General features: G+C 72.0%; 14 protein-coding genes. 3 read left to right on the forward strand and 11 right to left on the reverse strand.

All coding sequences use genetic code 11. The features are described from left to right. Window positions 1–88 precede the first annotated feature (88 nt). The gene (locus VA596_RS04630; RefSeq protein ID WP_323323936.1) at window positions 89–3325 is read left to right on the forward strand and encodes a GH92 family glycosyl hydrolase; all 3237 of its coding nucleotides are present in this window, start codon (window positions 89–91) and stop codon (window positions 3323–3325) included. Here the strand turns inward: VA596_RS04630 and VA596_RS04635 are convergent. From VA596_RS04635 to VA596_RS04655, 5 genes are all read right to left on the reverse strand, one after another. Further along, window positions 3312–3590 carry a sigma-70 family RNA polymerase sigma factor family protein gene (locus tag VA596_RS04635; protein WP_323323938.1) on the reverse strand — a complete coding sequence of 93 codons (279 nt, stop codon included), beginning with the start codon at window positions 3588–3590 and terminating at the stop codon, window positions 3312–3314. The genes VA596_RS04630 and VA596_RS04635 overlap by 14 nt on opposite strands. Next, window positions 3587–4255, reverse strand: coding sequence for an RNA polymerase subunit sigma-70 (locus tag VA596_RS04640; protein ID WP_323323940.1), 669 nt, complete (start codon window positions 4253–4255; stop codon window positions 3587–3589). The genes VA596_RS04635 and VA596_RS04640 overlap by 4 nt, the downstream gene beginning before the upstream one ends. Before the next feature lie 344 nt (window positions 4256–4599). Continuing rightward, window positions 4600–5739 (reverse strand): glycosyltransferase, encoded by a 1140-nt coding sequence (locus VA596_RS04645; protein ID WP_323325647.1) that lies wholly within the window; start codon window positions 5737–5739, stop codon window positions 4600–4602. Between the two features lie 39 nt (window positions 5740–5778). Beyond that, entirely contained in the window at window positions 5779–7251 is a 1473-nt protein-coding gene (locus tag VA596_RS04650; RefSeq protein ID WP_323323942.1) for a serine/threonine-protein kinase, read from the reverse strand. Window positions 7252–7388: 137 nt separating this feature from the next. Continuing rightward, on the reverse strand, window positions 7389–8189 hold the full coding sequence (locus tag VA596_RS04655) for an inositol monophosphatase family protein (protein WP_323325649.1): 801 nt from the start codon (window positions 8187–8189) through the stop codon (window positions 7389–7391). A 28-nt stretch (window positions 8190–8217) separates the two neighbouring features. On the opposite strand from VA596_RS04655, the gene VA596_RS04660 reads away from it, so the two are divergent. Continuing rightward, window positions 8218–8916: a creatininase family protein gene (locus tag VA596_RS04660; protein WP_323323943.1), complete on the forward strand. Its 699-nt coding sequence runs from the start codon at window positions 8218–8220 to the stop codon at window positions 8914–8916. Here the strand turns inward: VA596_RS04660 and ribA are convergent. From ribA to VA596_RS04690, 6 genes are read right to left on the reverse strand one after another with little or no spacing between them, the layout of a single operon-like run. Beyond that, window positions 8905–9543 carry a GTP cyclohydrolase II gene (ribA, locus tag VA596_RS04665; protein ID WP_323323945.1) on the reverse strand — a complete coding sequence of 213 codons (639 nt, stop codon included), beginning with the start codon at window positions 9541–9543 and terminating at the stop codon, window positions 8905–8907. The genes VA596_RS04660 and ribA overlap by 12 nt on opposite strands. After that, window positions 9540–10562 (reverse strand): lysylphosphatidylglycerol synthase transmembrane domain-containing protein, encoded by a 1023-nt coding sequence (locus VA596_RS04670; protein ID WP_323323948.1) that lies wholly within the window; start codon window positions 10560–10562, stop codon window positions 9540–9542. The genes ribA and VA596_RS04670 overlap by 4 nt, the downstream gene beginning before the upstream one ends. Further along, window positions 10559–11389 carry a class I SAM-dependent methyltransferase gene (locus tag VA596_RS04675; protein WP_323323950.1) on the reverse strand — a complete coding sequence of 277 codons (831 nt, stop codon included), beginning with the start codon at window positions 11387–11389 and terminating at the stop codon, window positions 10559–10561. Before VA596_RS04675 ends, VA596_RS04670 begins: the two co-directional genes overlap by 4 nt. Next, complete coding sequence (locus VA596_RS04680) at window positions 11386–12450, reverse strand: glycosyltransferase family 4 protein (protein WP_410171866.1); 1065 nt, start codon at window positions 12448–12450, stop codon at window positions 11386–11388. The genes VA596_RS04675 and VA596_RS04680 overlap by 4 nt, the downstream gene beginning before the upstream one ends. A 5-nt stretch (window positions 12451–12455) precedes the next feature. Then, window positions 12456–12854, reverse strand: a complete 399-nt coding sequence (locus VA596_RS04685; protein WP_323323953.1) for a 6-pyruvoyl trahydropterin synthase family protein — start codon at window positions 12852–12854, stop codon at window positions 12456–12458. Window positions 12855–12885: 31 nt separating this feature from the next. Continuing rightward, complete coding sequence (locus VA596_RS04690; RefSeq protein ID WP_323323954.1) at window positions 12886–13842, reverse strand: zinc-dependent alcohol dehydrogenase; 957 nt, start codon at window positions 13840–13842, stop codon at window positions 12886–12888. Between the two features lie 69 nt (window positions 13843–13911). On the opposite strand from VA596_RS04690, the gene VA596_RS04695 reads away from it, so the two are divergent. Next, window positions 13912–14679: a CDP-alcohol phosphatidyltransferase family protein gene (locus VA596_RS04695; protein WP_323323956.1), complete on the forward strand. Its 768-nt coding sequence runs from the start codon at window positions 13912–13914 to the stop codon at window positions 14677–14679. Window positions 14680–14743 lie beyond the last annotated feature (64 nt).

Raw genomic sequence — 14743 nt, forward strand, 5'->3', positions numbered from 1 at the left:
CCATCGAGGTGGAAAGGTGCTCACCGGACCGAGGGCCTGACCAATGGTCCGCTTCTGACAACGTTGTCATCTCCTGAGAGGTGCGCCCATGTGGTCGCAGAGCAGACGGTTGGCCGCCGCGGTGGCGGTGGGGGTGGTGGTCACCGGGCTGGCGCCCGCCGTGGCGCAGGCCGCGCCCGTGGCGGATCCGGTGAGCCTGGTCAACCCCTTCGTCGGCACGCAGAACTTCGGCAACACCTTCCCCGGGGCGAGCGCGCCGTTCGGGATGGTGCAGGTCAGCCCGGACACCGGCGGGCAGGGTGGGTACGACTACCTGCAGAACGCGATCTACGGCTTCAGCCAGACGCACCTGTCCGGCGTCGGCTGCGGTGTCATGGGCGAGCTGCCGATCATGCCGACCACCGGCGCCGTCGACAACGTTGACAAGGACGCCTACAAGTCCGAGTACAGCCACGACGACGAGCACGCCGAGCCCGGCTACTACCGCGTCGGCCTCAAGAAGTACGGCGTGAACGCCGAGCTGACGGCGACCGCGCGCACCGGCTGGCAGCGCTACGCCTTCCCGTCGACCGGGCAGGCGAACGTCCTGTTCAACACCGGGCAGGCCAACCAGTCCGTCAAGGACTCCGAGATCCACGTCGTCGGTGACCGGACGCTCGAAGGGCGGGTCAAGGCCGGCGGGTTCTGCGCCGGGCACGACGAGCACACCGTCTACTTCACCGCCACCTTCGACCGGCCGTTCAGCTCGTACGGCACCTGGCGCGACTCGACGCGCACGCCGGGCAGCCGCGACGCCGCGGGCACCGGCGGCAACGGCGCCTGGGCGAGCTTCGACGCCACCACCGACCACGACGTCGTCCTCAAGGTCGGCCTGTCCTACACCGGGCTCGACGGCGCGCGGAAGAACCTGGCGGCCGAGACCAAGGACTTCGACTTCGACGCCACGAAGACCGCGCTGCACCAGCAGTGGGCCGACCGGCTCGGCGCGATCAAGATCGGCGGCGGCACCACCGAGCGGCAGACGGCGTTCTACACCGCGCTCTACCACTCGCAGCTGCACCCGAACCTCGCCGGCGACACGGACGGCGCGTACACCGGCTTCGACGGCAAGGTCCACACGGCGAGTGGTTACACGCCTTACCAGAACTTCTCGCTCTGGGACACCTACCGGCCGCAGAACCAGCTGCTCGAGATGCTCGAACCGCAGGTCGCGCGGGACGTCGCGCTGTCGGTCGTCGCCATCGGACGCGACGGCGGGTGGCTGCCGCGGTGGGCGCTGGCCGAGAGCGAAACCAACATCATGACCGGTGACCCGGTGACGCCGTTCCTCGTCGAGGCGTGGTCGAAGGGCCTGCTCGCCGGGCACGAAGAAGAGGCGTACGGGCTGCTCAAGAAGAACGCGACGAGCACGCCGCCGGCTGATTCGCCGTACAACGGGCGCTCCGGCGTCAACTACTACAACGACCGCGGGTACATCCCGAGCGGGCTCACGCTGGGCACGGACTGCGCGGCCAAGGGCGGCGACAACGACTGCGAGCACCCGGCGTCCGCGACCATGGAGTACTCGGCGGCCGACGCGGCGCTCGCGCTGATGGCCCGCGGGTTGAACCACCAGGCCGACGCGCGGATGTTCGCCGACCGCGGCCAGTGGTACAAGAACCTCTGGGACTCGTCCACGCAGCAGTTCCGGCCGCGCACGACCGAGGGCACGTTCCTCACGCCGTACAACCCGGTCGACGCCGACCACCAGTTCCACGAAGGCGGCGCCTACCAGTACCAGTGGCTCGTGCCGCAGGACCCGGCCGGGCTCGTGAACCTGATGGGCGGCAAGCCCGCGACGCAGAAGCGGCTCGACTCGTTCTTCGCCTACGACAAGCTGCTCACCGACCCGGCGGGCACCGCCCGCAACGACTGGATCTCCAGCCCGTACGACTACTACGGCAAGGCGACGTACAACCCGAACAACGAGCCCGACCTGCTCGCGCCGTACATGTACAACTGGGTCGGCGCGCCGGCGAAGACCGCGACCGTCGTCCGCGCGGCGATGACGCTGTTCACCACCGGCCCCGACGGCATGACCGGCAACGACGACCTCGGCACGATGTCCGCGTGGTACGTCTTCTCGTCGCTCGGGCTGTACCCGACGATGAGCGGCGCGAACTTCCTCGCCGTGTCGAGCCCGCAGTTCGAGTCGGCGACCGTCCGGATCGGACAGTACGGGCGCTCGCAGGGCGGCACGCTGACCGTGAACGCGCCGGGGGCGAGCGACACCAACCGCTACGTCCAGAGCGTGTCGCTCAACGGCCGTGACGTCCGGCAGACCTCGCTGGACTGGTCCGCTGTTGCGCACGGCGGCACCTTGAACCACAAGCTCGGGTCGAAGCCCTCTTCGTGGGGGACCAATTCCGAGCCGCCTTCGGTGAACAACGCCGTCGGTGACCTGCGGCGGCACGTCGACGCGTCGCTGCGGCAGACGTCCGTGGTGATCCCCGCCGGCGCGGCGCAGCAGGTGCACCTCGACCTGGACGTCCTCGCACAGAACCCGCTGCTGCAGCCGGTGACCGTGACGGCGACCGCGCCGTCGGGGTGGAAGGCCAAGGTCCAGCCGGTCGACCTGATCTGGTCCGGGCGGCTGCCGGTGCAGAAGGCGGTGCCGATCACGGTGACGGTGCCCGCGGGTGCCGCGGCCGGGACGTATCCGGTGCAGGTCAAGGTGGCCGGGCTGGGCGCGAACACGGTGACCCGCTCGGTGACGATCGAGGTGCGGACGCCGTCGGCGTGCGTGACCTCGGGGACGCAGTGCGCGGTCGACCTGGGCCGCGACTACAACCACGACGGCACGGCGACGGTCGCCGCGTCCACCGAAGGCAACTTCGACGGCGGCGGCTGGAGCTACGACGCTTCGCTGCTGCCGCCGGCGGGCCCGGTGACCTGGGACGGCGTCACGTACGCGGCGCCGGACGCGTCGGGAACCGCGGCGAACTTCGTCGAGGCGCGAGGGCAGTCGCTGCTGCTCCCGGCGGGGGCGCACGGTGCGCTGCGGCTGGTCGGGTCGTCGCACAACGGCCCGGTGACGACCACGCTGACCGCGCACTACACGGACGGCACGAGCGCCGACCTGGCCGCGACGTTCGGCGACTGGGCCGGCTCGGGCAGCCCGGTGGTGCTCGACATGCCGCACCGCATCAAGGCGGGCAGCGGCGTCGACGGGCCGCCGGTGCGGCTGTTCGGCATCTCGGCCGCGCTCGACGGCGGCAAGACGCTGCAGTCGGTGAGCCTGCCGAACGACCCGCGGGTCGAGATCTACGCGCTCACCCTGGCGTGACGGTTCGGTTCGCCGGGGCTCCGGCGAACCGTTCCACCAGGTCAGGGAAGCCGAAGACGGTGATCCGCGCGATGCCCCGGGGCGTGGTGGTCAGGACGGCGATGCCGTACGGCTCGCCGCGGTAGTGGGTGATCGCCGCGGGCTGGCCGTTCGCGCGGGTTGGCGTCATGTGCCAGTCGCCCGGCTCGCCCATCACGTGCCGCAGGAAGGCGACGCAGGTGCGCTTGCCCGCGAACCACGTGCGGGACGGGACCGGCTCGATCACGGCGTCGTCGCGCAGGACCTGCTCCAGGCGTTCAGGTCGGAGTTCACGAACGCCTCCATGTAGCGGTCGAGGAGTTCGCGCTGTTCCGGCTCGGTGAGCTCCGGGACGTCCGGGGTGGTGTTGAGGGTGGCGCGAGCGCGTTGGAGGGTGCTCTTCACGGCGGCGACGCTGGTGCCGAGCATCTCCGCGACCTCGGCCGCCGGGAACGCCAGCACCTCGCGCAGGATCAGCACGGCGCGCTGCCGCGGCGGGAGCAGTTGCAGCCCGGCGATGAGCGCGAGACGGACGCCGTCGCGGGCCGCGATGATCGCCGCGGGGTCTTCGTCTTCGGGGGTGATCAGGGCGTCCGGGATCGGCCGCGGCCAGAGATCACCCGGCTCGGCCGCGATCGGCGGCGCGTCCGGATCGGCGGCGGGCGCGCCGAGCCCGGACGGGAGCGGGCGGCGTCCGCGCTGTTCGAGGGCGGTCAGGCAGGCGTTGGTGGCGATCCGGTAGAGCCAGGTGCGCAGCGAGGCGCGGCCCTCGAAGCGGTCGTAGGCCCGCCAGGCCCGGAGGTAGGTCTCCTGGACGACGTCCTCGGCCTCGTCGGGGGTGCCGAGCATGCGGTAGCAGTGCGCCAGCAGCTCACGCCGGAAGGCCTCGAAGTCCGGAGTCACGACGGTCATGATGCTCTGACCAGTGGGGGCGGTGAAAGGAATCGGTCAGGGCCGGACTTCCGGCTGGGGTGCCCGGTCGTGTTTCCGGAACTCGACCTACCGGCGGCTCACGTCGGCCCACAGCTCCTGCTGTTCGGCGTAGAAGCCTCCGTCAGCAGCGAGCGGGAGCGCCAGGTGAAGAAGGTTTCGAGCCCAGCCAGCAGCGTGACCATGGCGACCGGCGGCAGGGCGATCGACGAACCGCACCCACGAGGCCGCTTGAACCGCTTCTTCCGGAGTCGATCCACTCGATGTCCGCGGAGACGAGATCACGAAAGACACCCCGGATCGGACCCGATCGGCCGCGGCAAGGCTCAAGCCACGATGCGCGGCTCCGACGCCAACCTCGACAACACGTGCGTCAGCCGCCGCGCCGCCACGTCCCACTCCTCCAAGGCGCTCCCGCGGCCCAGTGCCGCCGTGCGCAACGAACGACGCAGCTCAGGGTCCGCGTACCAGCGGTGCAGCGCGTCCGCCAGGGCGAACGGGTCGTTCGGCGGGACCAGCAGTCCTGGCATCTCGCCGTCCGCGTCCACGCCCAGCGCGTCGTAGACCCCGCCCACCTCGGTCGCGAGGACCGGGATGCCGCGGGCCAGGGCCTGCGCCACGAACATGCTCGACGCGCCCCCGCGGGACGGGATCACCAGCAGGTCCGCCGCGTTGTAGGCCGCTCCCAAATCCACCGCGTCGCCGGACAGGGTGATGCGGCCGCCCAGGCCCAGGCGCTCGATCGACCAGCCCAGCTCGTCCACGTAGCCGGGGGACGCCGTCAGCGAGCCGACGCAGACGCACGACAGCGCCAGGTGGTCGACCTCGCCCAGGGCCTCGACCAGCACGTCCTGGCCGTTGCGGCGGGTGACGTCGCCGACGCACAGCAACCGGGACACGCCGTCCGCGCCCGCGGCCAGCGGGGCCGCGTCGGTGCCCGGCCTGGCCACGTACACCCGGCCCGGGTCGAGGTCGTGGCGGTCGATCAGCTGCCGGGCCAGCCAGGGGCTGGTCGCGACGACCATGCCGGCCATCCGCAGCGTCTCGCGCTCGCACGCGTCCAGCTCGGCGCGGTGCGCGGGGTCGAGGCCGGGCTCGTCGGCGAGGGCCTGGTGCACCAGCACGGCCAGCCGCAGCCGCCGGGCGTGCGGGACGACGATCTCGGGCACGCCGGACGCGATCATGCCGTCGAGCAGCACCACCGTCCGGTCGGGCAGCGCGGTCAGGGACCGCGCGAGCCGTCTGCGGGCCGTCGCGTCCGGCTCCGGCCAGTCGCCGTCGATCGGCAGCTCCAGCACCGGCTGCCCGACGGCGGGCAGGTTCTGGCACATGCGCTTGTCGTAGGTGTCACTGCCCGCCGGCGCGGCCGGCAGGATGAAGACCATCGGGTCGGCGGGCCTCATCGCGAGCGCCGGGGCACAGCGGTGGAATCGGGCACGGCTACCTCCAGCGCGGTCGACGACGATGACGGCTCATCTGTCACACGCGGGCGGAAGCGGTTCGGTTCAGCTCTGGCCGTCGATCATCCAGACACCGTTCACCTGGACCATCGTGAAGGTGTCCGTCTCCGGCTGCTTGCCGTCGTAGACGACGTGGGCGGTGACCCGGTCGGGCCCGGCCGGCGTGACGCTCGTGGCCTGCACCGACTTGAACTGCCGCCACCAGCCCGTGTAGGTCGCGTAGGTCTGGTGGCGGGACGCCTTGAACTTGTCCGTGAGCAGCTTCCACGCTTCCGCGGTGTTACTCGGGAGCAATTGGTAGTAGGCGGACAGCGCGTCGGCCGCGGTCTTCGCGGACGCCACCGTCGAGACCGTCGGTGACGTGGGCGGTACCGAGGTCGACGGCGCCGAGGTGGGCGCGGGCGTCGGGGACGGCGAGGCCGACGGAGTGGTCGAAGCCGAGGTGGAGGGCGCGGGCGACGCCGGCGGGGCGGCGGTGTCCTGCGGCGGTCTCTGGCGCACGACCAGCAGGATCGCCACGACGACCGCGACGCACAGCAGCGCCGCGCCCGCGCCGACGGCGATCATGCCCTTGCGCGCGCCGGGCGACACCGTGGCGACCTCGCCCGCCGGAGGCGGGATGGCGGCCGAGGCCGGCATGTCGGGCACCGCGGCCGGGGCGTCCGGGATCGTCGCCGCGAGCACGGCCTCCCCCGGCTCCTCGTCGGTCAGCAGCGCGCGCAGCTCCTGCTCGACCTCGTCCATCGACGGCCGCTCGTCCGGCTCGGTGGCGAGCATCCGCAGCAGCAGCGGGGTCAGCCGCTCGGCCTTGACCGGGGGCTCGATCTCCCCGCTGGACGCCTTGTAGAGCAAGGCGATCGGGTTGTCCGCGGTGCCGTACGGCGTGGTGCCCTCCACGGCGGCGTACAGCGTGGCGCCGAGGGAGAAGACGTCCGCGGCGAAGCTCGCGTCCTCGCCGCGGGCGATCTCGGGCGCGAGGTACGCGGGCGTTCCGGCGATCTCGCCGGTCGCGGTGAGCTTGACGTCACCGATCGCGCGGGAGATGCCGAAGTCGGTGATCTTCGCCGTGCCGTCGTCGGAGACCAGGATGTTGGCCGGCTTCACGTCGCGGTGCACGATCCCGACGCGGTGCGCGCCGGCCAGCGCGGAGCTGATCTGCGCGCCGATGCGGATGGCGTCGTCGACCGGGACCGGCTCGTCCTGGATCAGGACGGCGAAGCTCTTCGACGCGAGGTACTCCATCACGAGCCACGGCCGGTCCTCCTCTTCGAGGACGGCGAACACCGTTATCGCGTGGGAATGCTGCAGCCGGGCGGCGATCCGCGCCTCGCGCATCGCGCGGTTCTTCGCTTCTTCGGTGCGGTCCTCGTCGTGGTCGTGCGGCAGCAGGAGTTCCTTGATCGCCACCGTGCGTCCGAGCATCTCGTCCTGCGCGCGCCACACCGTGCCCATCGCACCGCCGCCGATCGGCTCGATCAGCCGGTACCGATCGCGGATCCGGCGACTTTCCACGAGCATCCACCATTCTCCGAAGCGGCCCACGAGATCCGGCCAGCATGCCAGGCTCATCCGCCGACCGGTACCAACGTAACCGAAAACCTTGCGCGGACAGTGCAATCACGCACGTGGCGCTGCCCACCGTGTACCCCGAAATCTTAACGAACAACCCCATACGCACGATCAAGCGCGTCCACGATCTCTTTGCGCAGCCCGGCACCGACCGCGATCGTCGCGGCGGAATCGACCGAATGCTCGCTCCCGTCGCGGTCGACGACGGCGCCGCCGGCCTCGCGCACGAGCAGCACGCCGGCCATCGTGTCCCACGGGTTGTTGGACAGAATCAGTGCTGCGTCGAGCTTTCCGTCCGCCACCCACGCCAGGTCGACCGCCGCGCTGCCGTACATCCTGATCTTCTGCGCCCGCGCGCCCAGGTCCGAAAGGAGCAACAGCCGGGCGCGGTTCTTCTCGTCCGCGAGTTCGCCGATCGCGAAGTCACCCACGGCGATCATGGCGTCCGGCATCTCGGAGGCGGCGGACGCGGCGACCCGCTCGCCGTTCGCGAAAGCCCCTTCGCCCTGCGCGGCCGTGTAGGTGACGCCCAGATAGGGCAGCGTGATCGCCGCGACCGTGCTCTGCGCACCGTCCACGAGCGCCAGGGAAATCCCGCAGAGTGGAATTCCGCGGGCGAAGTTCGCGGTGCCGTCGATCGGGTCGAGCGCCCACCACAGGTCACCGGCGTCCCCGCTGCGCCCGCGCTCCTCGCCGAGGATGCCGATCTCGGGTGTCTCGGCGGCGAGGAACTCGCGCAGCGCGTCCTCGACCGCGGTGTCGACGTCGGTCACCAGGTCGCGATCGCCTTTCGCGGAAACGGAAAAGTTCGGGCGCGACCGGATGATCCCGGTCGCCTTCGCCACGGCCTCGCGCGCGACGTCCAGTAGTGCGGCATGCTCGCTCATGCCACCCAACATAGAGAAGGGCCGCGCCATGACCGACCTGTTCCCGCTCACGACCACCGTCGACGAGCAGCGGCGGGGTGCGCAGGTCGCGGTGCTGCCGGTCGGCAGCTTCGAGCAGCACGGCGCGCACCTGCCTCTGGTGACCGACACGGTCATCGCGGCGACGCTCGCGCAAGCCGTCGCGGACGCCCACCCCGTGCTGCACCTGCCGCCGCTCCCGATCTCCTGCTCGCACGAGCACGCCGCGTGGCCCGGCACGGTCAGCATCTCCGCGCGCACCCTGCACGCCGTCGTCACCGACGTCGCGGACTCGCTGAAAGCGTCCGGCGTGGACCGGCTCGTGCTGGTCAACGGGCACGGCGGCAACTACGTACTGTCCAATGTGGTCCAGGAGTCGAACGGGTCGATGGCGTTGTTCCCGGGTGTCGCCGACTGGCAGGCCGCGCACACCGCGGCCGGCCTGCGGACGTCGCTGGACGACGACATGCACGCGGGCGAGCTGGAGACGTCGATCCTGCTGCACGCGCACCCGCACCTGGTCCGGCCGGGCTACGAGACGGCCGACCACGTCACCGACCGGGAACACCTGCTGACGCTGGGCCTGCGGGCGTACACGGAGTCGGGCGTCGTCGGCCGTCCGTCGCTGGCGAGCGCAGCGAAGGGGCACGTCGTGCTGGACACGCTGGTCCAGCGCTTCGCCGCGGTGCTCGAGGTGTTAAGCGCCTGACAGGTGCGGGAGCAGGTGGTCCATCCGCTCGGCCTTCGTCCGGAGGTAGCGGAGGCTCTCCGGATTCGGCGGAACCAGCAGCGGAACCAGTTCGCTGATCCGGATTCCGTAGCGGGTGAGCTGGTTGGCCTTTTCCGGGTTGTTCGACAGCAGCCGCACCGAGCGGACCCCCAGATCGGCCAGGATCCCGGCCGCCGAGTGGTAGTCGCGGGCGTCGATCGGCAGGCCGAGGGCCACGTTCGCGTCGACCGTGTCGAGGCCTTCGTCCTGCAGCCGCATCGCCTTGAGCTTGGCGAGCAGGCCGATCCCGCGGCCCTCGTGGCCCTGGACGTAGATCAGCACGCCGGCGCCCTCTTCGACGATCCGGTCCAGCGCCGCGTCCAGCTGGTCGCCGCATTCGCAGTGCGTCGAGCCGAAGACATCGCCGGTCAGGCACTCGCTGTGCACGCGGGTGAGCGTCCCGAGCTCGGTGATCTCGCCGTGGACCAGCGCGACCTGCTCGGTGCCGGTCCGGTCGAGGTAGCCGACCGCGCGGAAGGTCCCGTGCCGCGTCGGGAGCCGGGTGTCGACCACCCGCTCGACCACGGCCCGGTGCGGCAGGTTTTCGACGGCTTCGCTTGCGGTCATGGCTTCAATCCCATCTCTGGTTCGACAGGAACGTCGGCCGCCGTGCGCGGGGCGGGAACGACGGTTCCGGCGTGCGGAGCGCGGGCCAGGCGGAACCCGGCGACGCTCCGGACGAGCAGGACGCCGGCGCCGGGCAGGCTCGCGACCAGCGAGAGCACGCCGTAGACGACGGCGACGGTGACACCTTGGGCGGCGCCGAGGCCGGCCGCGCCGAAGAGCAGGGCGCAGACGCCTTCACGCGGGCCGAAGCCACCGACGTTGAGCGGGAGACCCATCGCGAGCAGCGCGAGGATCATCAGGGGCAGCAGCTGCCCGACCGGCGCGTCCACCCCGGCGACCCGCGCCGCGACGACGAACAGCGCCAGGTGCCCGGCCAGCGTCGCGACCGACAGGAAGCCCACGGCGGGCCACGTCTCGCGGGTCAGCAGGCCGAGCCGGACGTCGGCGAGGGTGGCGGCGAAGCCGCGGCGCACCTTCGACGGGCTGTGGATCCAGCGGCCGCCGACCACCCGGCCGACCACCACGGCGGCGACCGCGAGCAGCACCACGACGACCCCGCAGAGCGTCACGACCTGGCGGAACGCGCCCGGCACGACCCCCGGCCAGGCCAGCACGACGGTGACGGCGGAGCCGATCAGCACGACCTGCCCGGCCGTGCGCTCCAGGACGACGGCGCGCACGCCGCGCGGCACGTCGCCGGACTCGCGGCCGTGCTGGACCGCGCGGTGGACGTCGCCGAGGACGCCCGCGGGCAGCACGCCGTTGAGGAACAGCGCCCGGTAGTAGTCGCCGACCGCGGTGCGCAGCGAAAGCCGCAGGCCGAGCCGGGTGGCGACGATCTGCCAGCGGCCCGCGCTGAACAGCGTCGTCGCGAAGCCGATGCCGAGCGCGGCGACGACGCCGACGGTGTCGATCCGGCCGAGGCCGTCCAGGAAGGCTCCGCTGCCGAGCTGCCAGACGAGGACGGCGAGGATGCCGACGGCGGCGAGGATGCGCAGCCAGGCCAGCGCGCGCTTCACGCCGCCACTTCCAGGCTCGGCGGCAGGACCAGCAGGTCGCCGTGGTCGATCACCGCGTACAGCTCGCCGGCGGCGGCCATCTCCAGCCGTCGCTGCAGGTAGACGTCGGCGGCGGGAAGCAGGTCCGGGACCTGCTCGACGGCGGCACCGACCCAGCCCTCGAGCCACCTGCCCTGCAGTTCCGCCTGGTCCGGGCCGAGCCGCCAGGCGCTGTCCGCGCGGAGCACGGTGGCGCCGAGCCGGCCGAACGCGGTCGCGGCGACGTCCAGCGCGGCCGGGCCGAGCAGGCGGCGGCCGCCGGTGATCCGGCGCTGGTGGGCGTTGAAGGCGGCGGTGATCTCGTCGTCGAGCGGGTCGTCGGGCGCCAGCTCCACGCGGCCGACCACGGAGAGCATCAGCAGCGCGGCGCAGCCGGCCTCGACGATCGCCCCGGCCAGCGCCGTGACCTCGTCCTTGGTGAGCAGGTCGAGCAGCGCCGACGCGGTGACCAGCGACGTCCCGTCGAGGTCGGCGGCCCGCAACGCCGTGACGTCGCGCTGCTCGGTGACGACGTCGACGGGGCTGCCGTCGAGCGTGGTCCGCGGCAGGCCGGCGACGGCGTGGGCGAGCAGGTCCGTGTCGTGGTCGTGCAGGATCCAGTGCTGGGTGCCGGGCAGCCGCGCGGCCAGCCAGCGGCCGAGCGAGCCGGTGCCGCAGCCGAGGTCGCGGATGACGACCTCGTCGTCGTCGGTCAGGTAGTCCCGCAGCGGTTCGAGCAGCTGGGGCGCGCGGGCCGCCGCGTCGGCGGGCTCCCGCAGGCTCAGCCACTCGGGCGAGTAGGCACTCATGCCGCTGCCTCCTGCCGCTGGAGGACTTCGGCGATCCGGCGCGCGGTGTCGTCCCAGCCGGTCAGCGTGTCGCGCCGCAGCTGCGCCGAGGTGCGCAAACGCTTGCGGAGGTCGGCGTCGGTCAGCCAGCGGCGCAGCGCGGACCCGAGCGCTTCGACGTCGTCGCCCGGCACGAGCATCCCGGGCACCGAGCCGTCCGGCGCGACGCCGACGGTGTCGGGCAGCGCGTCGACGTCGGTGGTCAGCACCGGCACGCCGCGGGAGAGGGCCTCGGTGACGACCATGCCGAACGTCTCGGCGCGCGAAGGCAGCACCAGCAGGTCGGCGGTGTGGTAGGTCGTGGCCAGCGCCTGGCCGGACCGCGGGCCGGTGAGGGTGAAGCGGGCGCCGAGGCGGTGTTCGCGCAGGCGCTCGACGTACTTCGTCTCACGGCGGATCCCGCCGACGCATTCGCAGGTCCAGCGCAGGTCGGCGACGGTTTCGAGGGCCTGGGCGAGCACGCCCTGGCCCTTGCGCGGGGTCACGTTCGCCACGCAGACCAGCCGCGACATCCCGTCGGTGCCGATCGACAGCGGCGCCCGGTCGACCCCGGGCGTCACGGCGTGGACGCGGTGCGGGGCCAGTCCGTGGTGGCGGATCAGCCGCCGCGCGGCCCACTCGCTGGTCGCGATGACCGAGCTCGCGGCGTGCAGCGTCTCGCGCTCCAGCGCGTCCAGCTCGGCGGCGAGCGCGGGCGGCAGGCCGGTCTCGTCGGCCAGCGGCAGGTGCACCAGCACCGACAGCGACAGCGACAGCCGCCGCGCCTGCGGGACGATCACCTCGGGCACCCCGCACGCGACCAGGCCGTCGAGCAGCACGGCGGACCCGGTGGGCAGCGCCGAGAGCAGGTGGCCGAGCACCGCGCGGGCCTCGGTGTCCGGGCGCGGCCAGCTGCCGCCGACGGCGATCTCGTGCACGTCCAGCCCGGCCGCGGTGAGGCCGTCGCACATCCGGCGGTCGTAGGTGTTGCCGCCGCTCGGGACGGCCGGGTCGTCGACGTCGCCCGGCAGGATGACGTAGATGGCGCTCACAGCGCACGCTCGTAACTCGCCCAGGCGACGTGCGATTCCTTCAGCGAGACGGTGATGCCCTCGAGGCCACGCGCGCCTTCGCCGAGGCGTCCGGCTTGGATCGCGTCGGCGAGGCGGTCGGCGATGACCTTCGCGAGGAACTCGGTCGAGGTGTTGATGCCCTTGAACACCGGCTCGTCGTCGAGGTTGCGGTAGTTCAGGTCGCTCAGCACCGCCCCGAGCTCTTCCGTGGCCTTGCCGATGTCGACGACGATGTTGTCCTCGTCGAGGTCGGTGCGGCGGAAGGTGGCATCCACCACGAAGGTCGCGCCGTGCAGGCGTTGCGCGGGTCCGAAGACCTCCCCGCGAAAGCTGTGGGCGACCATCACGTGGTCACGGACGGTGATGCTGAACACCAAGACCTCCGATGCGTTCGGGTGGACGTGGTTACTGCGGCTGATACATGACACGGAGGCAACGGGCGGAAAGTTCATTCGCGGCCAGCCGGGGCAAGATCGACGGCAGGTCGTCGAACGCGCATTCCGCGTTGACCAGCGCTTCGAACGCCGGGTCGGCCAGCAGCTCGAGAGCGACACCGAGGCGCTGGGCGTAGTCGCGGTCCGGGCGCGCGACCGTCCCGACCTGGCTGCTGCGGATCGTCAGCCGCCGCGAATGGAAGTTCTCGCCGAGCGGCACGCTCACCCGCCGGTCGCCGTACCAGGACAGCTCGACGACCTCACCTTCCGGCGCGAGCAGGTCCAGCGCCTTCGCGAGCCCGGCTTCCGTCGCGCTCGCGTGCACGACGAGGTCGCAGTCACCCAGCGCGTCCTCGGGCGTCGTGAAGTCGACGCCGAGCGCGTCGGCGACCTCCTTCTGCTTCGGGTCGACGTCGACGAGCTGCACGCGCGTCGCGGGGAAACCGGAGAGGAGCTTCGCGACGCTGCAGCCGACCATCCCGGCGCCGATCACCGCGATCCGGTCGCCGAGCCGCGGCCGCGCGTCCCAGACGGCGTTGACCGCGGTCTCGACCGTGCCGGCGAGGATCGCGCGGCCGGGCGGGACGTCGTCGGGCACGAGGGTCACGGCGCTCGCCGGGACGACGTACGCGGTCTGGTGCGGGTAGAGGCAGAAGACCGTCTTCCCCTGGAGCTCTCCGTTCTGGACCACGCCGACGTTGAGGTAGCCGTACTTGACCGGCCCGGGGAAGTCGCCCTCCTGGAACGGCGCGCGCATGACGTCGTGCTGGCTGGCCGGGACGCCGCCGCGGAACACGAGGGTTTCGGTGCCGCGTGAGACGCCGGAAAACAGCGTGCGGACAAGAACTTCGCCCGGCCCGGGGTCCCGCAGTGGCACGGCGCGGATCTCGCCTTCGCCGGGACTTTGAACCCAGAAAGCACGTTCCACGTGTTTCTCCTAGCAGGCGACCGGAGGCTGGTGTCGCCGCCACCCTATGAGCATTTCGCGGAGCAGACGATGATCAAGCAGGGACTTCTCGTGCGTGCGGCGGTGCCGGCGTGCGTGCTCACCGGCGGGGCCGTCGCCGGCGGCGTCAGCCCGATCGCCTGGGCGACCGGGCTCGTGTTCGGCCTCGCGCTGGTGCTGCTGACGGGCTGGGGCCTGCAGCGCACCGGGCGTGGCGAATTCGGCCCGGCGGACTGGATCACGTTCGCCCGCGCGACCCTGGTCGGCTGCGCCGCCGAGCTGATCGCGGACGGCGGTCACCCGCACGCCTGGCTGGTCGGGCTCATCGCCGTCGCCCTGCTCCTCGACGGCGTCGACGGCCAGGTCGCCCGCCGCACCGGCACGTCGTCCGAGTTCGGCGCGCGCTTCGACATGGAGGTCGACGCGTTCCTGATCCTGCTGATGTGCGTCCAGGTGGCCGAGACGGCCGGGCTGTGGGTGCTCGCGATCGGCCTGATGCGGTACGCGTTCGTCGCGGCTTCGTGGGCCATGCCCTGGCTGACCGCGCCGCTGTACCCGAGCATGGCGCGCAAGACGGTGGCCGCGGTCCAGGGTGTGGTGCTGGTGGTGGCGGTCGCCGGGATCCTGCCGGTTCTCTGGACGGTCGCCGCGGTGGTTCTGGCGCTGGCGTCGCTGGTCTGGTCGTTCGGCCGCGACGTCGTCTGGCTGGCCCGGACCCGCGTCCCCGCCGCCCGCCCGAGCGCGATCGTGGCGATCACCCGGCGACGCGCCGCCCCCCACCACGGCCCCACCTGGCCGGCCCACAACCAGGCCGCCTGACCCGACTGCCGACTTCCGTGAAGGCCACCTTGAGGGACTCTGAGTCCCTCAAGGTGGCCTTCAC

This window comes from Amycolatopsis heterodermiae (assembly GCF_034929455.1).
GTDB classification, from domain to species: domain Bacteria; phylum Actinomycetota; class Actinomycetes; order Mycobacteriales; family Pseudonocardiaceae; genus Amycolatopsis; species Amycolatopsis heterodermiae.